The 17,691-nt window shown below is 65.6% G+C and carries 16 protein-coding genes; 6 read left to right on the top strand and 10 right to left on the bottom strand.

The genetic code is table 11. The features are described 5' to 3' along the window. Positions 1 to 33: 33 nt before the first annotated feature. Entirely contained in the window at positions 34 to 2,478 is a 2,445-nt protein-coding gene (locus tag AC56LY_RS06330; protein ID WP_499577527.1) for a heavy metal translocating P-type ATPase, read from the bottom strand. 59 nt (positions 2,479 to 2,537) lie between these two features. After that, entirely contained in the window at positions 2,538 to 2,876 is a 339-nt protein-coding gene (locus tag AC56LY_RS06325) for a hypothetical protein (protein WP_499577524.1), read from the bottom strand. A 175-nt stretch (positions 2,877 to 3,051) separates the two neighbouring features. Here AC56LY_RS06325 and AC56LY_RS06320 point away from each other — a divergent pair, with 175 nt between their 5' ends. From AC56LY_RS06320 to AC56LY_RS06310, 3 genes are all read left to right on the top strand, one after another. Further along, entirely contained in the window at positions 3,052 to 3,549 is a 498-nt protein-coding gene (locus AC56LY_RS06320) for a nuclear transport factor 2 family protein (protein WP_499577522.1), read from the top strand. 250 nt (positions 3,550 to 3,799) lie between these two features. Further along, positions 3,800 to 4,429 carry a superoxide dismutase gene (locus AC56LY_RS06315; protein WP_332530118.1) on the top strand — a complete coding sequence of 210 codons (630 nt, stop codon included), beginning with the start codon at positions 3,800 to 3,802 and terminating at the stop codon, positions 4,427 to 4,429. A gap of 98 nt (positions 4,430 to 4,527) precedes the next feature. Further along, entirely contained in the window at positions 4,528 to 5,157 is a 630-nt protein-coding gene (locus tag AC56LY_RS06310) for a Rossmann-fold NAD(P)-binding domain-containing protein (RefSeq protein ID WP_499577520.1), read from the top strand. Between the two features lie 5 nt (positions 5,158 to 5,162). Here AC56LY_RS06310 and AC56LY_RS06305 read toward each other — a convergent pair whose 3' ends face one another. Next, positions 5,163 to 7,217, bottom strand: coding sequence for a TonB-dependent receptor (locus tag AC56LY_RS06305; RefSeq protein WP_499577516.1), 2,055 nt, complete (start codon positions 7,215 to 7,217; stop codon positions 5,163 to 5,165). A 162-nt stretch (positions 7,218 to 7,379) separates the two neighbouring features. On the opposite strand from AC56LY_RS06305, the gene AC56LY_RS06300 reads away from it, so the two are divergent. Then, positions 7,380 to 7,790: a hypothetical protein gene (locus tag AC56LY_RS06300; RefSeq protein WP_499577513.1), complete on the top strand. Its 411-nt coding sequence runs from the start codon at positions 7,380 to 7,382 to the stop codon at positions 7,788 to 7,790. Positions 7,791 to 7,866: 76 nt separating this feature from the next. Here the strand turns inward: AC56LY_RS06300 and AC56LY_RS06295 are convergent, their stop codons facing one another. The 5 genes from AC56LY_RS06295 to AC56LY_RS06275 form a co-directional block, all read right to left on the bottom strand. Further along, entirely contained in the window at positions 7,867 to 9,126 is a 1,260-nt protein-coding gene (locus AC56LY_RS06295) for a PQQ-dependent sugar dehydrogenase (protein WP_499556773.1), read from the bottom strand. 29 nt (positions 9,127 to 9,155) lie between these two features. Then, positions 9,156 to 9,587, bottom strand: coding sequence for a DUF2231 domain-containing protein (locus tag AC56LY_RS06290; RefSeq protein WP_499577511.1), 432 nt, complete (start codon positions 9,585 to 9,587; stop codon positions 9,156 to 9,158). Between the two features lie 189 nt (positions 9,588 to 9,776). Beyond that, positions 9,777 to 10,208 carry a hypothetical protein gene (locus tag AC56LY_RS06285; protein WP_499577508.1) on the bottom strand — a complete coding sequence of 144 codons (432 nt, stop codon included), beginning with the start codon at positions 10,206 to 10,208 and terminating at the stop codon, positions 9,777 to 9,779. Between the two features lie 4 nt (positions 10,209 to 10,212). Next, a complete protein-coding gene (locus tag AC56LY_RS06280; RefSeq protein WP_499577504.1) occupies positions 10,213 to 10,701 on the bottom strand; it encodes a hypothetical protein in 489 nt (162 codons plus the stop codon). A 60-nt stretch (positions 10,702 to 10,761) separates the two neighbouring features. Next, the gene (locus AC56LY_RS06275; protein WP_499577500.1) at positions 10,762 to 11,049 is read right to left on the bottom strand and encodes a hypothetical protein; all 288 of its coding nucleotides are present in this window, start codon (positions 11,047 to 11,049) and stop codon (positions 10,762 to 10,764) included. Positions 11,050 to 11,354: 305 nt separating this feature from the next. Between AC56LY_RS06275 and AC56LY_RS06270 the strand changes: the two genes are divergently transcribed. Both AC56LY_RS06270 and AC56LY_RS06265 read left to right on the top strand, forming a co-directional pair. After that, the gene (locus tag AC56LY_RS06270; protein ID WP_499577498.1) at positions 11,355 to 14,711 is read left to right on the top strand and encodes an nSTAND1 domain-containing NTPase; all 3,357 of its coding nucleotides are present in this window, start codon (positions 11,355 to 11,357) and stop codon (positions 14,709 to 14,711) included. Continuing rightward, positions 14,708 to 15,205, top strand: a complete 498-nt coding sequence (locus AC56LY_RS06265; protein ID WP_499577495.1) for a hypothetical protein — start codon at positions 14,708 to 14,710, stop codon at positions 15,203 to 15,205. The genes AC56LY_RS06270 and AC56LY_RS06265 overlap by 4 nt, the downstream gene beginning before the upstream one ends. Positions 15,206 to 15,217: 12 nt before the next feature. Here AC56LY_RS06265 and AC56LY_RS06260 read toward each other — a convergent pair whose 3' ends face one another. After that, a complete protein-coding gene (locus AC56LY_RS06260) occupies positions 15,218 to 16,441 on the bottom strand; it encodes an MFS transporter (RefSeq protein ID WP_499577491.1) in 1,224 nt (407 codons plus the stop codon). A gap of 98 nt (positions 16,442 to 16,539) precedes the next feature. Then, the gene (locus AC56LY_RS06255; protein WP_499577490.1) at positions 16,540 to 17,661 is read right to left on the bottom strand and encodes a Gfo/Idh/MocA family protein; all 1,122 of its coding nucleotides are present in this window, start codon (positions 17,659 to 17,661) and stop codon (positions 16,540 to 16,542) included. Between the last annotated feature and the right edge of the window lie 30 nt (positions 17,662 to 17,691).

Below are 17,691 nucleotides of genomic sequence, written 5' to 3'. Positions count from 1 at the left end.
AGGAAACGCAGCGGACCGCGGCACCAAGCTGCCTCAGGCGCCGGCCGTCACCGGATAGCCGGCGTCGTCAATGGCTGCCACCAGCGGCGCCACGGCGGCCGTGCTATCGATGCGGACCTTGCCGCTGGCCAGATCGATGGTCACGCTGGCAGCCGGATCGACGGCGTGGACCGCGGCGGTCACGCGGCCAACGCAGTGTTTGCACGTCATGTCGGCAACAGTCAATTCAATCATGTGACATTCTCCTTTGATTGGGGGCGCAGGCACAGGCGTAAACGCCCCGGTGGTGGTGGAAATGGAATGAGAAGCCGCGCGCCAGCGGCGCAGCAGTAGTGCATTGGCCACGACGCTGACCGAACTGAGCGCCATCGCGGCGCCGGCCAGAACGGGATTGAGCAGCCCGAAAGCGGCCAGCGGCACGCCGATCAGGTTATACACGAAGGCCCAGCCCAGGTTCTGGCGAATCTTGCGCCAGGTGCGCTGCGCAACGTCCAGTGCGTCGGCCACCAGCATGGGATCGCCCCGCATCAGCGTGATGCCGGCGCTGTGCATTGCCACGTCGGTCCCGGTGGCCATCGCCATGCCGACGTCGGCCGCGGCCAGCGCCGGCGCGTCGTTGATGCCGTCGCCAATCATGGCGACCGTGCGGCCAGCCTGGCGCAGCGCCGTGACGACGTCGGCCTTGTCCGCCGGGAGCACCTCGGCATGCACGCGCGTAATGCCGAGCGCATCTGCCACGACTTGCGCGGCGCCGACGCTGTCGCCGGTCAGCAGCACCGGCGTGATGCCGCGCGCGACCAGCCGCGCGACGGCGTCCTGCGCGCCGGGCTTGAGCCCATCACCGAAGGCAAGAAGACCCAGCACATGCACGGTGTCGCCGCGCCGCTCGGCCAGCCAGGACACGGTGCGCCCGGCCGCCTCATGCGCCTCTGCCCCGCCAGCCAGCACGCCGAGGTCATTCATCAGGCGCCGGTTGCCAAGCAGGATCGTCGCGCCATCGACGTCAGCCTGCGCACCGCGCCCCGGCAGCGCTTTGGCGTTGCTTGCGCGCGGCACGGTCAACGCGCGCCGCGCCGCGTCGTCCAGCACGGCGCGCGCCAGCGGATGCGCACTGGTTTGCTGGACGGCGGCTGCCAGCGTGAGCAGGCGCGTCGTATCCGGGCCGTCGAGCGCCAGCAACTGCGGGCGGCCCTCGGTCAGGGTACCGGTCTTGTCGAACACGACGACATCGACGGCATGCGCCGTTTCCAGCGCCTCGGCGTCCTTGATCAGGATGCCGTGGCGCGCGGCCACGCCGGTGCCGACCATGATTGCCGTCGGCGTGGCCAGGCCCAGCGCGCACGGACAGGCAATCACCATCACGGCCACCGCATTGAGCAGCGCGCCCTGCCAGTTACCCGTGGTCACGCCCCAGGCCAGCAGCGTGACGAGAGAAATCGCCAGCACCACTGGCACGAACACGGCGCTGACCCGATCGACCAGGCGCTGGATCGGCGCCTTGGCGGCCTGTGCATCTTCGACCATGCGGATGATCTGCGCGAGCATCGTCGCGCTGCCGACCGCCGTGGCCCGCACCAGCAGCAGGCCGTCGGCATTGACGGCGCCGCCAACGACCGCATCAGACGGCCCCTTGGCCAGCGGCAGACTTTCGCCGGTCAGCAGCGACTCGTCGACGTGGCTCAGGCCGTCGAGCACCACGCCGTCGGCCGGCACCCGTTCGCCGGGCTTGACCACCATGAGGTCGCCCATCCGCAAGGCGGCCAGCGGCACCCTGACGTCGGCTCCATCGCGACGCACGACGGCATCGGCCGGTTGCAGGCGCTCCAGTGCGCCCAGCGCCTCGATGGTCTGGCGCCGGGCGCGGCCTTCCAGCCATTTGCCAAGCAGCACCAGCGTGACGACGACGGCCGACGATTCGAAATACAGGTAGGAGGATGCATGCCCGCTTGGCGTCAGCAGCAGGTACAGCGACAGGCCATAGGCAGCGCTGGTGCCGATGGCAACGAGCAAGTCCATATTGCCGGCCCCGGCGCGCAGCGCGCCCCAGCCGGCGCGGTAAAAACGCGCGCCGAGCCAGAACTGCACCGGCGTGGCAAGCAGCCACTGCAGCCAGCCCGGCAGCATCGCGTCGATACCGAATGGCGCCAGCAACATCGGCAATACCAGTGGCGTGCTGAGGAGTGCGGCGATGGCGACGGGCCACCATGGGGCAGAACCGGTTTTAGTGGCAGCGACGGGAGCATCCGGTGTCTCGACGCGGGCCGCGTAACCGGCTGCCGCCACGGCAGCCACCAGCGCTGCGGGCAGCGCAGCACCGGCGATGCGGGCTTTTTCGGTGGCCAGGTTGACACTCGCGCCGGTGACACCGGAAACGCTTGCCAGTGCTTTTTCAACGCGTGCCACGCACGAGGCGCAGGTCATGCCGTCAATCAAGAGGGTGACGGATGGCATTGCTGGAGAGAGTTTTTCGTGATCCATGCGACAAGAATAAACCTTCCTACCATAGGAAGGTCAAGACAATCTGGCGATCGCCGGATTCAGCTGCCGATGTTGAACAGCACGCCGACCGCGAGTTCGATCCACAATGCGGCAAACACCAGTGCCAGGGCGCCCACAATGGCGACGCGCTGCCAGACGGCCAGGCGCGCCACGCGGCGGCCCGTGCGCAGGCAGATCCAGCCGGCGCTGGCCAGCAGCACGGCGGCCACGCCGAAATCCAGGCCGGTCCATTGCACGCCGTGGGTGAACTGCATCGCCACCAGGGGACCGAGCAAGATCATTGCTGTCGCCAACCCGACGCGCACTGCATCGATGCCCATCGATGCGCGCATCAGGTCGTCGTTCGTGCCGACGTCTCCGCTGCCTGCCATATTCATACTGTTCTCCTGGTGCGTGGCCGACCGCTGGTGCCGGAGCCGCCAGTGTAGTCCTATTGTCATCCCGACAAAAGCGGCAAATGCGCCGCCGCGTGCCACAATGGAGAAACCGGTGGTTACACGGCGACACACCGACCATTGACGACGACTAACCAGGTTGAACGAAGCACTCATCATGCGCACCTTGCTGTCCATCCTGCTGATCCCGATTGCGCTTGCGACAACCGCCGCGTCGGCGCAAGTACCGCTACGTGGCGCCCTGCCCGGCGCGAACGTCACGACGACGCAGTCGGCAACGCTGACAGCCCTGCGCGACGCCGAACGCCGGCGTGCCGACGCCGTCGCCGCGCGCGACGTCGATGCCCTGCGCAACATCATCGCCACCGACTACTATCACGTCGAAACCAATGGCCGCGTGCGCACGCGCAGCGAATTTCTGCAACTGCTGGCCCGCGAAGAGTACGAGTTTCGCTCGTACACCATCGTCAGCATGGAGATTCAATTGCTCGACAGCGGCCGCACAGCGATCGTTCGGGGTCGCTTCCATGCCGATCTGCCACCGTCCAGTCGTGCGCGCGAATTTCGCGGCCGTTATGTCCGCGTCTGGCAATTGCAGGCGGACGGCTGGCGCAACACGATGATGCAGAGTACCGAGATCCGGCCCGGGCGCTGAGCGACCGCTCAGGTGCATGGCAGCGGTCAGAAACTGCCTTCGCTCACCCGGCGCGCCAGCCAATTGCAGATGCTGGTATTCTGGACAAGTCAGGGCGCACGCAGAAACCATTTCGGCGGATGCCCCGGGGTGCGCGTTGCCCATCCCATATTGACCAGCACATGCACGACGCCGGGCCGTGACGAACATGGCCCTGGTGCCTCGCTTCATACCGGAACAGTGTTCCCAACCATCTGAACGGAGAATGATCATGCCATACGCATTGCCACCACTGCCTTACGCCTACGATGCCCTCGAGCCGCATTTCGATTCGCGCACGATGGAAATTCACCACACGAAGCATCATCAGGCTTACATCACCAACGTCAACAACGCGCTGGGCGAAGCCGGCGTCGCCGAGATGCCGGTCGAGCAGCTGATCGCCGACATCGGCAGCCTGCCACAAGCCGTCCAGGGCGCCGTGCGCAACAATGGCGGTGGTCACGCCAACCACTCGCTGTTCTGGACCGTGCTGACCCCGGAAGGCGGCAAGCCGACCGGTAAGGTTGCCCAGGCAATCGAAGACGACCTCGGCGGCTACGAGAAATTCAAGGACGCGTTCACCAAGGCAGCGCAGACCCGCTTCGGTAGCGGCTGGGCCTGGCTGACCGTCGGCAAGGACGGCAAGCTGCTGGTTGAAAGCAGCGCCAACCAGGACAGCCCGCTGATGGGCCAGTTCGCCGGCATGTCGGGCGGCACGCCGATCCTGGGCCTGGACGTGTGGGAACACGCGTACTACCTGCAATACCAGAACAAGCGCCCTGACTACATCGCGGCCTTCTTCAACATCATCAACTGGGCGGAAGTCGAACGCCGCTACGAAGAAGCACTGGCCAAGTAAGCCGGTGTTCGGGCCTGCCATGCAGGCCCGTCTTCAAGTGCGAGGCCGGCCATCATGCCGGCCTCGCACCGTTTACGTCGGCGACCAAGGACACCCCCATGAAACTGCTGCTGGTTGGATCAAGCGGACTGGTCGGAAGCCATGTGCTGGAGATGGCGCTGGCCGACCCCAAGGTCACGTCGGTGGTGGCGCCCACGCGGCGAGCGCTGCCGGCGCACCCGAAGCTGCACGCGCCCGTCGTCGACTTCGATGCCTTGCCACAGGATGCTGCCTGGTGGCAGGCCGACGCCGTCATCTGCACGCTGGGCACGACAATGCGCAGCGCCGGCTCGCGGGCTGCGTTCCGGCGCGTGGACCATGATTACCCGCTGGCCGTGGCCACACTGGCGCGCCAGCATGGCACGCCGTGCCATGTGCTGAACTCCGCGCTCGGCGCCGATGCCGGCGCGCGCTTTTTCTACAACCGCGTCAAAGGCGAGCTCGAGCGCGACCTGGCCGGGCTGGGTTTCGCATCGCTGACCCATGTAAGACCGGGCCTGATTGGCGGACAGCGCAAGGAACGACGCCTGGGCGAACGCGTGTCCGGCGTGGTGCTGGAAATGCTGGGGCCCGTATTGCCGCGCCGCTGGCGCATCAACCCTGCCCCGCGCATCGCGCACGCGCTGATTGACGCCGCCCTGCAGGCGCACCCGGGCGTACACATCGTCAGCTCAGATCAGCTGATCTAAGCAGATTACAGCTTCACGTTCAGTGAAATATACGCAGCCCGGCCATTGCCCGATGAGTACATCGGCTGCGCCTGGCTTGCCGGCCAGAAGAAGTTGTCGTACCACGCGTACTCATAATTGCGGTCCGCAATATTCTTGACCTGGACATCGATGCTGGTGCGCGCCGAGATCGCATAGCGCACGTTCGCATCGAACAGAACGAAGCCGCCAAACTTGCCCAGCTCGTTGGGCGTATCGATATAGTAGTTGCCCTGCGAGCGGCCTTGCAAGCCGAAGCGCCAGGTGTCCGAGTGCTTGTAATCCAGGCTCACATTGGTGATGTGGCGCGGCGTCGAGAACACTTCCTTGCCGGCCAGCGACACGCCATTCGTGCCCGTGGCCTTGCGCACTTCGGCCTTTTGCAGCGAGTGCGACAGCGACAGTTCGAGCTTGTCGGTGACCTTGCCCGAGAGCTGGAAATCGAGGCCCTCACGGCGCGTTTCGCCCAGCCCCACCGTGGTGCCGGTGGCTGGCATATTGGCCACTTCACCGGTCGCATCCTGGCGCCAGAGCGCCAGTCGCAGGTCGCTGCGCGTGGTCGGCTTGAGCTTGACGCCCACTTCCTTGCCAGTGTTGACCGATGCGTCAAACAATGCCTGGCCCGGCACCAGATAGGCCGGTCCCACCGAGCCCGTCAGAATCTGGAACGTGCGGCCCCAGTTGCCGTAGACGCTGATGTCCGTCGCCGGACTCCAGACCATGCTGAACTTGGGCTGCTTGATCCAGCCGTAATCCTGCAAGCCCACGCTCGTACCGCCTGCCAGCGGCTGGTTGCCGGTGAATCGGTCGACCCGGTAGCCCGGCACGAGCTGAATCGTGTCGGTCGCCTTGATCACCGCCTGCACATAGGCGCCAACATTGTTGAACTTGTAGCGGTCGTCGTTCTGGATGCGGGCCGGCGTCGTGAAGTCCGTCGGGATCGCGAAGTTGTAGCGCAGGCGGCGGTAGCCATTGTCCTGGCGCTCGGTATTCACACCGCCGTCGACCGTCACACGTTCGTTCGCGCGCCATGTCAGCGTGCTCATGAAGCCGAGCTGTTCTTCATCCCACAGCCGGCGCTGACGCGGCGCATTGCCTTCGGGATTGCTGGTGAATGTAACGCGGCGGTCGTCCTTGTACTCGTTGTAGTACAGCTTGTTGCTGAGGAACGCGTTCGGCGTGATGTGCCAGTCAAGGTGCGCGCTGGCGTGGTGCATGTCGCGGTCGGTCTTGTCGTTGGCGTTCTTGCGCGGCGACTGGCGGCGGTCGGCGGCGAGTTCGGCGGCAGTCAGAAAGCCCGGCTCGCCCGACGTGTGCTCGTAGGTGCGCACCACCAGGCCGGCCGTGACCGTCTTGTCATTGGACGTAACGAACCATTTGCCGCCGATCGAGTATTTGTTGGAATCACCGTTCGCGCGGTAGCTGTCGGTCAGTTGTTTGGCCACGAAATAGTTTTGCGCAAAGCCATCGGCTTCGCGGCCATATGCCGCCTGCACTTCACGGGTGTTAAAGCTGCCGTAGGTGAACCGGCTGTCAACATAATTGCCGCCCTGGCGCGTGCCGATATTCAGGTTGCCACCGATATTGTGCAGCCCATAGCGCGGGTCATTCGTGCCGCGCACCACCTCGATATAGTCGACTTCGAGCGGGAAGATCATGTCGATGAAGCGCTGGTTGCCGCTGTTGACATTGCTCGGGATGCCGTCGATCAGCACTTTGATGCCATTGATATAGCCTTCGCCGTTGAAGGCGCGAAAGCTCGCCTTGCCCGATTCGGCGCCCATCCGCGTTTCAGTCAGCTGCACGCCCGGCAACTGGCCGACCAGTTCCCAGCTGTTGGTCACGTTCTTGTCTTCGATCTTGTCAGCACCCAGCACGTCGACCGACGTCAGGACACGGCTCGAGCGCAAGGCGCCAGCATCGCGCTGCGCGCTCACGCGCACCTCACCCATGACGATCGCCGGCTCGGCGGCGTGGGCGAACGTGGAACCGAGGGTTGCCAGGGCAAGTGCATGGGCAATTGGAAGGAGCTTGAATGTCATCAGAAAAACCTTGTCATGAACGGCGCACGCGGCGATGCGCGCTGAGTCGATAATGATAAACCATTCTCAGTAGAGATGGCAATATGCAGGATGGTTCTCGGCATACGGTATGCTGAATCATCACCCATCGGGGCAATCCAACTCGCCATGAGAATTCTGTCTATGAAGCATCTGACCGCCCTGCTGTGCGCCGCCTTGCTCGCCAACCCTGCGATGGCGCAGGCCACCGAGTTTCGCTGCCTGGTCTCGGTCGACGCCGCGCCCCCGATCCGGCTTCAGTTCGACTTCCCGCAGTCCGGACACGCACACGCCGCGGTGCACTACCAGCGCGGCAGCAAGCGCATCCCGCTGCGGGCGCTCAAGACCAGTTCAGTGGAAATGTCGCCGGGCAGACCGCTCGAGTTCACCACGATCTGGAAGGAACCGGGCAAGAACGGCGGCACCTACACCGTCGCAACCCAGGGCGCGCTCGTCAACGAATTCACGTATCTGCGGTCCAGGGACAAGAAGACGTTCACGTTCGAGGAAGATACCGGTGCAATGGGAACATCACGCTGCAAGTGGGAAAAGTAAAGGGCGAAAAAAAGCCGCAGCGCGAATGACGCCAGGCTTGGCATCATTCACGCTGCGGCATTGCTTCACATGACGATCAGCGGTTCGGCACCACGCGCCAGACCGTATTCGCCAGGTCATCGGCGATGATCAGCGCGCCGCGCGGATCGACCGTGACACCGACCGGACGACCCCGTGTCTTGCCATTGGCATCCCGGAAGCCGGTGGCGAAGTCGATTGCCGCGCCGGCTGGACGACCGTTGGCGAACGGCACGAAGATCACCTTGTAGCCCACCGGATTGTCACGGTTCCAGCTGCCGTGTTCGCCGACAAACGCGCCATTGGCAAATTTTGCGCCCATGGTCGGCAGCGAGAAGTGCAGACCCAGCGCCGCGACGTGCGAGCCAAGGCCATAGTCCGGCTTGATCGCTGCTGCCACCTTTTTCGGGTTCGGCGGCATCACGCGCGGGTCGACGTTCTGACCCCAGTAGCTGTACGGCCAGCCATAGAAGCCGCCCTCTTTCACTGACGTCAGGTAATCCGGCACCAGGTCCGGGCCCAGCTCGTCGCGCTCGTTCACGACCGACCACAGCTGGCCCGTTTCCGGGTTCATCGCCAGCGCCGTCGGGTTGCGCAGGCCCGTGGCGTACGGCTTGTGGGCGCCCGTCGTCACGTCGATCTGCCAGACCATTGCGCGGTCGACTTCGGCTTCCATACCGCGCTCGGTGATGTTGCTGTTCGAACCGATACCGACGTAGACATAGCGGCCATCGGGGCTGATGGTCATCGCTTTCGTCCAGTGGTGGTTGATCTCGGCGGGCAGTTGGGTGAGCGTCACCGGCGCTGCGGCAGCCTTGGTCTGACCCGGCTGGTAATCGAAGGTGACAACCGCATCCTGGTTCGCCACATACAGCTTGTTGTTGGCAAACGCCAGGCCGTATGGGGCATTCAGGTTCTCGGCGAACACGGTCTTGAGCTCGTACTGGCCATCACCGTCCGCATCGCGCAGCAGCGTCAGGCGATTACCGCCCTTGACCTTGGTATTGCCTTGCGCCTTGATGTAGCCGGCAATGACGTCTTTCGGCTTGAGCTTGGCCGCGCTGCCGCCACGCCCTTCCGCCACCAGGATATCGCCGTTCGGCAGCACCAGCATCTGGCGCGGGATCTTCAGGTCGGTCGCGATGGCCGTGATGCTGTAACCCTCTGGCACGGTCGGCTTCTGATCGCCCCATGCAGTTGGCTCGGCAATCTTCATGCTCGGGAACAGGCCGCGCTCGGGCGCAGGCAGTTTCGGATCCGGGCCGCTGGCCAGGTTGGTATTGGCTTCGTTACTGCAGGCGCTGGCCAGCAGGGTCATGCTGAACAGGGCAAGTGCGCTCGAGCGATTCATTTCAGTCCTCCCGAACGTGGGTTAAGGCCTATGACAGCGGTAATGCAAATCAGGATAAAGACGATGGCCGACAGCAACAGGCCGGTCGGCATGAGCGCCCAGGCATCCTTGGCATGCTGGAACGCGTTGACCAGACCGATCACGAAGGTCAGCAGCAGCAGCACGAAGTAGTTCAACGGGCGACCGGCCATCGGCCTGGCGCGCAGCAGATTGACCAGTGCGAACACGAGCGCCAGTCCGGCGAACAGCAAGGCGCCGGCGTTCAGCCACGAAGCAAAATTGCTCCACTGGATCTGGTAGGTGTTGTAATAGGTGTAATCGCTGAGCAATGCGCCGAGGAACAGCGACACGCTGCCTGCGAGCAGGATCGTATGGAGTACGCCTGGCGGGCGGACGTACGTTGCGCTGGCCGTGGTGACAGTAGACATGGGGGTTGACCTTATTGGTAATTTTGATAACGCAGACTATAGCGGCTATGCAGCGAGACTGTCGCCTCGTTGAGTTCGGCACGAATCTGGTACGAATCTGGTAAGCACCCAGCGCGAATCCGGTGTCGCTCTCATGCCAAAGGTGGTCGCTGTGCGTGACACTACCGGCAACCCCGGAGCGTACAGAGATCAGGCGCGCCGGTGGGACGCCAGCGCGATGCGGTACGTGGCGCAGGCGCCATCGGGCGCCGGACGATGGTCGATCCCGACCGACAGCAAGGGCCGGCGTGAGGCGCCCGAGCCGGCCAGGGTCTCGGCCCGCAGTTGTTCCTGGCCTGTCACGCTGACGTATCGAAGGGGCCGCTCGACCGGCCACTGCGTGCACGACTGCAACTGAGCGTTGCGCGTGATGACCTGGAAGACCAGCGGCAGCACGACCGCGTGGCGATATGCTGCTCCGCACCACAGTTCGGCGCCCTCGAGCGTATGACGCAGCAGCAATCCTTCGCGCAGCATCAGCGCTGTCGTGTCGATGCTGGGGATGAAGCGCAGGTGCATGGCCATGCCCACCGGATGTTCGTGGCTGACCACGATGGCCACCAGAGGCCGATACGGGGCCATTGCCTTACCAGCCTCGCAGGGCAGTACCGCGCGGCAGATGCTGCTGCAGCGCGGCCACGCAGCGCGCGGCCATCTGCTCCTGGTCACCGATTGCGCCATCGATTGCGCCATCAATCCCGCCGGCGCGGTCGAACTGCGCGTACCACAGCACCGCGCCTGCGGCACCGTGGCGCAGGATCAGCGACACGCGCAGCAGCGCGGCATCCTGGCGCACCGTGCCCTCGAGCAGGTAGCGCGCGCGCGACTGGTCATCGGCCGGCGCCGGGCTGTCGCCGCTGGGCAGGCTGAGCGAGCGAAGTTCACGGTACAGCCGGAAGCCCAACTCGTCATTCAGGCCTGCCGTGAAGTGACTGGCCGGTGCATCGGCGCTCAGGCAGATGAGCGGGCTGAACTGCAATAGCGGCGCACCGACGGGCACCGCCCCGCCCGCTCCCTGGTTGTCGGCGGGCAGGATACGGGCATGATAACGGCCTGGCGGCACACTGATGCGCAAGGCGTCAAGGACCCCTTCATCGGCGTAATACGCGGTCAGGCGCAGGCGCAGACGTCCTGCCTAGACCCGGACGATCGGATCGTCTGCCGGGGAATACGCTGCCGGATCGCGGCCGAACACGGCCACGCCGATCTCGTGCTCTGGCGGCGACGCATCTGCGTCGTCGCACACCAGCACGCGCTCGACCAGATAAACCAGCAACGCCGTGCAGCGGCGTGCCTTGGCAAATTGCTTGCTGGTCAGGACACGTCGTAATGCCTCGCGGATGGCGTCGTCCGAGCAGGGACGCGGTTCATTGCCCACGGCCGATGCGCTGGTGATCAGTGACAATGCAGGCTGGTTCATCATGCTTTCCGGTAAGTCGTGCTGCTCGATCCCTGCGCGAACAGTCTACGATGAACACTGTATTGACACCTTCCGGATACCTTCCCGCATCGCCCTGCAAGCCAAGTCATTGATTCATTTGCCAAATCCCCGCCGCTAATGCGACTGGGGACGTTGCCGGAACCCCCAGCCGACAAAAACAACTGAAACATTGACAGGTTTACAAAACCATCTTTTACGTGCCATATTGAAAGCCTGCCATCATCGCAGGCGTTTTTTACTTGCCACGGCACACGAGGATGCGCCTCGCCCATGCTCAGGGAGTGATCTTGACACACGCATCGCAACCCGAATTACGTGCACTGCAAGAAGGCGACCCGTTGCTCGCGGGCGGTCGTTTCCTGCTGGGCGACTGGACCGTCGATCTGGCGACGCACCGGATCGCGCGCGGCGACGACGTGGTGGCGCTGGAGCCGCGGCCGATGGCCGTGCTGGCCGAACTGTGCCGGCGCTGCGGCGACGTCGTCACGGCCGACGCCCTGCTCGATGCCTGCTGGCCAGGCCAGGTCCAGGGCGACAATCAGGTGCACAAGGTCATTGCCGGCCTGCGCCGGTCGCTGCAGGACGCCGCCACCAGCCCGCGCTATATCGAAACGATCCGCAAGCAGGGCTACCGGCTGATCGCCCCGATCCGCGTGCTGTCCGACAACGGGCCCCGCAGCCTGAGCGGCGCATGGCGCGGTACCTCGCCCTTCCGTGGCCTGGAACCGTTCGGCACCGAACATGCCAGCGTCTATTTCGGCCGCGATGATGCCATCCGGCAGTTACACCGCCGCCTCGGCGAACAGCAGGCGCGGGGCCACGCGCTGGTTGTGCTGCTGGGGCCCAGCGGTTCCGGCAAGACATCGCTGGTGCGTGCCGGGCTCATCCCCGCCATGCTGGCCGCGCCGGTGCCTGGCGACGAACGCCTGCGGGCCTGCACCGCGACCGTGCTCGACCTGGGTGCGCTCGACGCGAGCGGCCCATGGCAGGCGCTGGCCGGGGCCCTGCTCGATTGGGAGTTCGCCAATGTCGCGCTGTTGTCGGGCCACAGCATCGCCTCGCTGGCGGACTTGCTGCGCGGTGATCCGGATAAAATGCTGCGCTTGCTGCGAGTCGGTCTGCAGGCGCAGAGCGCTGACAATGCGGGCTTGCCACTGCTGGTGCTGGACCGCCTGGAGGGCCTGTTCGAGCCAGCCAGGGACGCGAACCGCCAGGCGTTTCTCGACTGTATCGAACGGCTGGTCCGCAGCAGCATGGTGCTGGTGCTCGCCGTCTGCCGCAACGACTTTTATCCCCGTCTGTCGTGCCACCGCCTGCTGATGCATGGCAAGGAACACGGAGCGCACATGGACCTGGCCCCGCCCGACGCCCAGGCCATCATGCAGATGATCCGCCTGCCGGCACGCGCGGCCAACCTGACCTATGGCAGCGACGCGAGCAGCCTGAACCGGCTGGACGACCGCCTGTGCGCCGATGCGATGCAGGCCGGCGACGCCTTGCCGCTGCTGCAAACCACATTGCAGACCCTGTATCTGGCGCGCGCGCCCGGCGACGAACTGACCTGGGCCGCCTACGATGCACTGGGTGGCCTGGAAGGCGCGATCAGCAGCCGGGCCGAAGCGATCCTCGCGGCCTTGCCAGGCCCGCAGCAAGCGGCGCTGGCGCGCCTGCTGCCGCGGTTGGTAACCCTGTCGTCCGAGGATGCGTCGCCCACCAGCCGCTCCGTGATCGGCGCCAGCCTTACCGACGCGCACGAGCGGGCACTGGCAGAAGCACTGATCGACGCGCGCCTGCTGGTGGCCGACCGCCTGGGCGGTGGCGAGATCGGTTTTCGTGTCGCGCACGAAGCCTTGCTGCGCCGCTGGCCACGCGTGACGGCGTGGGTCGCGCAGCACCGCGTCGCACTGACCGCGCGCGCCGAGCTTGCCCCATGGGTCCGGCGCTGGCTGGACAGCGGACGGGCCAAGGCCTGCCTGCTGCCACGGGTGCCGCTGTTGTGGCAAGCAAGCAGCGCGGTGCGCGCCGCACCGCACCTGTTCGGGCGCGACGAACACGACTTCGTGGCGCGCTCCCTGGCCCGCCTGAAGGCGCACACGCGCTGGCGCGTGGCCGGGCTGGCTGGCGCCCTGGCGCTGGCGGCGATTGCCGGCCTGGCCGCCGTGCGCAATGCGCAGTTGGCCGAGACCGTAACGGCGCGCGAGCTGCAGAGCCGGCGCCTGGCCACCTTCATGCTGGGCGAGCTTGCCGACCAGCTACGCCCGATCGGCAAGCTCGATCTGCTCGCCAGCATCGGTGAACATGGTTTGCAGGTACTCAATCCTCACGACATCCGCGACGAGCTGCCGGCCGACACCTTGCAGCGCGCCAAAGCATTGGTCGTGATCGGCGAAGTCAACAGCAGCCGCGGCACGCACCAGCTTGCGATGGCCGGCACGGCGCTGGCGCGTGCCTACGCCCTGCTCTCGGCCATGGGGCCGGCGCCAGGCATCGATCTTGGCGACTACTACAAGACGCTAGGCGCCAGCGCATTCTGGCTCGGCCAGATGGCCTATGACGCCGGCCGCCTGGACGAGGCCACCACGCAGATGACCCGCTATCGCGCCGCCAGCCAGGCCTGGCTGGCCGCCGCACCAGCGCATCCCCAGGCCCGGGCCGAACTCGGGTTTGCGCTCGGGAGCCTGAGTTCGATTGCGATGCGCCGGGGCCGCTGGGAGGACGCGCAGCGCGGCTTCGAGGCGTCGCTGGCGCTCAAGCTGGCGGTGCTGGCCGACCATCCGGGCGACGTCGATGCCCAGGATGCGGTGGCCAGCGCACGTGCCTGGCTGGGCCAGGTGGCGCACCTGACAGGCAACAGTGCGCAGGCGCTGACGCTGTACGACACCGCGCGCGCGGTGCAGCAGCAACTGCAACAGGCCCGCCCGGGCGAATCGGTACGGCTGCGCGACCTGGCCGTCATCGAGAGCCGGCGCGCCGAAGCCCTGCAGGCACTGGGCCGGCGCGATGAGGCGATCGCCGCCAGGCTGGCAGCCGTGAACTGGATGCGCCGGGCGCTGGTCGATGGCGCCAGCAACGCCTTCTGGCAGGCAGAAAGCCTGCTGGCCGACAGCGCCCTGCTGCTGGCCCAGGCCGACGCCGGCCGGCCCATCGACGCGCAGCTCGCTGCGCTGCAGCGCCGTCTGGCAAGCGCTGGCAAGGGCAAAGAGGACATGCGCGAGTGGCGCCAGAGCATGATGCAGACGCGCCTTGCCGTTGCCGGGCAGGCCATGCGGACACGCGACTGGTCTGCTGCGCGCGCCGCGGCCAGCAGCGTCGCGCAGGACGTGCGCAGCCTGATGGCGCAGTACCCGTTTCTGTGGCAAGGCCGGGAACTGCAGGCACGGGCCGACCTGCTGCTGCTGCAGGCCCACGCCAGTGCTGCCGACGGCTTGTACCCGGCCGTGCTGTGCCGGGCAACACGCAATGCATTGCAACCGGCCATCGACACCGGGCAGGCAGGCTTCGTACGTGAGGCGTGGCTCGTTGCACGCGCATGTGCAGGGGAAGGTGCCGTTACCGGCGCCGATGTACAGACGCTGACGCAGGGCGGCTACCGGCCGCAGTCGTCAGCCTTTCTCAACGCAGTACCAATCAGGAACGCACCATGACAACAGCAGCTCCGAACGCCATCACATCCGTGCCAGGTAGTGCCCCTGTCTTTTTCGTCGTGCCCGTCATCCCCGACGACGGCAGTGTGGAACGTGTTTTGTATTACGCCCAGGCGGACGGCGCGCAGGAGTGGGAAAAGATCTCCCCGAAAGAGCTCAACACCAAACACGGCGGAAGCGACGCCGATAGCGTGATGCTGTACCAGCCGGACGTCGACACCATCCTGCAGCATACCCGTCTGACGGTGGATCGCCTCGACCGGACTGTCACCCTGTACGCGGGCGTGGCGCGCACCCTGTCGGTCAGCGACGATATCCTTCCGAGCGCCTGCCAGTTCGACGGCAACCGGTTCATGCTCGTGCCGGTCGCGCCCCGCACCACGCGCGGCGTGATCCTCGTGTTCAGCAAGCACGCTGCCGGCAAATCGTCAGCACCTGTGGTCGAGCTGATCGCCACCACGGATCCTGAAATCAAGAACGGCGTGGGCAAATAAAGCAGCCAGCGATCATCTGGCCAGGTTCGACGCGGCGCCGCGCCAATAGAACTGCGCACGACTGCGCCAGATGATCAGCAGGGTCACGCAAAGTGTCGCCGTAGCGACCCAGGCAAACGACCCTGCGCCGAAATGGCCCAGCAACATGCCGCCAACCACGCTGCCAGCAAAGATGGCCAGGTTCCACACGGTCGTCATCATCGACTGCGCCACGTCCTGGGCCGGCCCCGACGCATTGGACAGCGACGTCACGAACAACGTTGCAGCGCCGCCAAACGCCAGCCCCCAGATGGCCACTGCCAGATACACCGCGGCCGGCGCGCCGGGCCACAGCGCCAGCGTGACAGACGCCAGCAGGAACAAGCCGGTACTCGCCATGACCAGCTGGCGCAGCCAGCGGTCGACCAGCGCACCCACCAAGAGCAGGCTCAACAGCGCAGCGCCGCCGAACAGCGCGAGCAAAAAGTCCACGCGCGGCGCCAGCCCGGCCAGCGTCACGAGCGGCGCGATATAGGTATACAACAGGTTATGCGTGACGACATACAGCAGCAGCACCGCCAGTACGGTCCGCACGCCGGGCAGCGCAAACACCTGCGCCACGCGCTGGCGTTGCTGGCCGGGAATCGCGCGCAGCGCCGGCAACCGCAGCACGATCCATAGCATCAGCAGCGCAGCCAGCGCACTGAGCGCGCCAAACGCGATGCGCCAGCCGACCAGATTGCCGACGTAAGTACCGAGCGGAATACCGACCGTCAGCGCCAGCGGCGTGCCGGCCATCGCAATGGCAATCGCCCTGCCCTTGTGCTGCGGCGCGACCATGCGCGCGGCGTAACCGACCAGCATGGCCCAGGCCAGCCCCGCCGCCACGCCACCCAGGAAACGGGCGACAAAGATCAGCGTCAGGCTCGTGGACAGCGCGGTGATCGTGTTGGCAATCACGAAACCCGCCATGGCGGTCAGCAGCAAGGTGCGGCGGCCGACGCCTTGCGTGGCGGCCGCCAGCGGGATCGCGGCCAGCACCGAGCCCAGTGCGTAGATGCTGATCAGCTGCCCCATCACGGACTGCGAACTGTTCAGGCTGGCGGCAAGCTGCGGCAGCAGCCCGGCGGGCAAGACTTCGGTGAGGATGACGATGAAGCTGACCATCGTCAGCGCCAGCAGCGATGTCAGCGGCAGTTTCGGCACGGCGGGTTGATCGCGGAGTTCGTCGGGGTGCTGCAAGGTATCTGGTGTCATGTGAAATGCAATGGCGAACGCCGCAGCGGCGGCGCATGGTTGACCCATGCACCGCGGCTACGAACGCTGAGGAAAGAAAAAAGGTGCAGCCTGGCGAATCAGACGGCCAGATCGACCCGGCTGCCGCTGCGGTCGGACGCGATGATGGCGTCGATCACCGCATGCATCTTGACCGCGTCGGCAAACGTCGGCGCCAGCTGCGTGCCATCGCGCACGTCGCGCGCATACGCCGCATACAGATGGGCCAGCTCGGCTACGCTGCCGCCCAGGTCGTGTTCGGGCAGCCAGTCGTACTGCGCCGGCACGGGCAATGCCTGCAATGGCTGCGCGTCGCCGCGCGCTCCTTCGATCAGATTGACCGACGGGCCGAAGCTGGTCGCGTTGGCAATCCGTAAATCGCCTTCGGTCCCCGTCAGGTCGATCTGCACGCCGGCGTTATTGCGCTTGCCCGCTTCGAGCTGCACCGACAGCACGGCGCCGTTGGCGAAGGTACCGGTGACCAGCACCTGATCGGGATTGGTGCGCGGCAGCGTCGCGCCGGTGTCGACGATCGTCACTTGCTTGATCTGGTTCGCCGTTAGGGCGCTCAGCGTGCGCGGGAAACCGAAGTGCCTGAACAGGATGTCGAGGAAGTGGCCGCCGAAGATCGGCAGCAGATCCGAGAAATTCTCGGTCGGCACCGTATAGGCCAGATAGCCCATGCGGCGGGCACCGAACGCGTCGACGCTGACATGCATGCGCACCGAACGCAACGCGCCGATGTAGTCCTCGGCCAGCAGATCCGACATGTAGCGGTAGCTCGGGGACAGGCGGCGCTGCAGGCCCACGACGTGGCGCACACCGGCTTGCTCGGCCAGCGCTGCCAGCTCGGCCGACACGGCGGTGCTGGTAGTCAGCGGCCATTCCGAATACACGTCCTTGCCAGCGGCGATGGCGGCGCGGATGGCTGCTTCATGCTGCGGCGCCTGGTTCAGCACCAGTACCAGATCGACCTCAGGATGCTCGACGAGCGCCTGCAGGGACGTGACCGGATGGGCAATGCCATGGCGCGCAGCCACTGCATTGGCCTTGTCGGCGCTGCGACTGTACACGGCCGTCAGTTCGAACTCGGGCAACAAGGCCAGCGACGGGATATGGCCATACTCGGCCCAGGTACCGGCGCCGACGATGCCGACGCGGATTTTTTTATCGGACACTGCGGGAGTGGATGACATGGACATGCGAGAGACTCCCTTGAAACTGTTGGACCA

The organism is Telluria sp. ZT3P25 (genome assembly GCF_059685895.1).
This window is presented reverse-complemented; position numbering and strand designations above follow the sequence as displayed.

Bases quoted from the DNA above. Each gene is read 5' to 3' on its own strand.
- AC56LY_RS06330 (WP_499577527.1), bottom strand. From the start codon at position 2,478: ATGGATCACGAAAAACTCTCTCCAGCAATGCCATCCGTCACCCTCTTG.
- AC56LY_RS06325 (WP_499577524.1), bottom strand. From the start codon at position 2,876: ATGAATATGGCAGGCAGCGGAGACGTCGGCACGAACGACGACCTGATG.
- AC56LY_RS06320 (WP_499577522.1), top strand. From the start codon at position 3,052: ATGCGCACCTTGCTGTCCATCCTGCTGATCCCGATTGCGCTTGCGACA.
- AC56LY_RS06315 (WP_332530118.1), top strand. From the start codon at position 3,800: ATGCCATACGCATTGCCACCACTGCCTTACGCCTACGATGCCCTCGAG.
- AC56LY_RS06310 (WP_499577520.1), top strand. From the start codon at position 4,528: ATGAAACTGCTGCTGGTTGGATCAAGCGGACTGGTCGGAAGCCATGTG.
- AC56LY_RS06305 (WP_499577516.1), bottom strand. From the start codon at position 7,217: ATGACATTCAAGCTCCTTCCAATTGCCCATGCACTTGCCCTGGCAACC.
- AC56LY_RS06300 (WP_499577513.1), top strand. From the start codon at position 7,380: ATGAAGCATCTGACCGCCCTGCTGTGCGCCGCCTTGCTCGCCAACCCT.
- AC56LY_RS06295 (WP_499556773.1), bottom strand. From the start codon at position 9,126: ATGACCCTGCTGGCCAGCGCCTGCAGTAACGAAGCCAATACCAACCTG.
- AC56LY_RS06290 (WP_499577511.1), bottom strand. From the start codon at position 9,587: ATGTCTACTGTCACCACGGCCAGCGCAACGTACGTCCGCCCGCCAGGC.
- AC56LY_RS06285 (WP_499577508.1), bottom strand. From the start codon at position 10,208: ATGGCCCCGTATCGGCCTCTGGTGGCCATCGTGGTCAGCCACGAACAT.
- AC56LY_RS06275 (WP_499577500.1), bottom strand. From the start codon at position 11,049: ATGATGAACCAGCCTGCATTGTCACTGATCACCAGCGCATCGGCCGTG.
- AC56LY_RS06265 (WP_499577495.1), top strand. From the start codon at position 14,708: ATGACAACAGCAGCTCCGAACGCCATCACATCCGTGCCAGGTAGTGCC.
- AC56LY_RS06260 (WP_499577491.1), bottom strand. From the start codon at position 16,441: ATGACACCAGATACCTTGCAGCACCCCGACGAACTCCGCGATCAACCC.
- AC56LY_RS06255 (WP_499577490.1), bottom strand. From the start codon at position 17,661: ATGTCCATGTCATCCACTCCCGCAGTGTCCGATAAAAAAATCCGCGTC.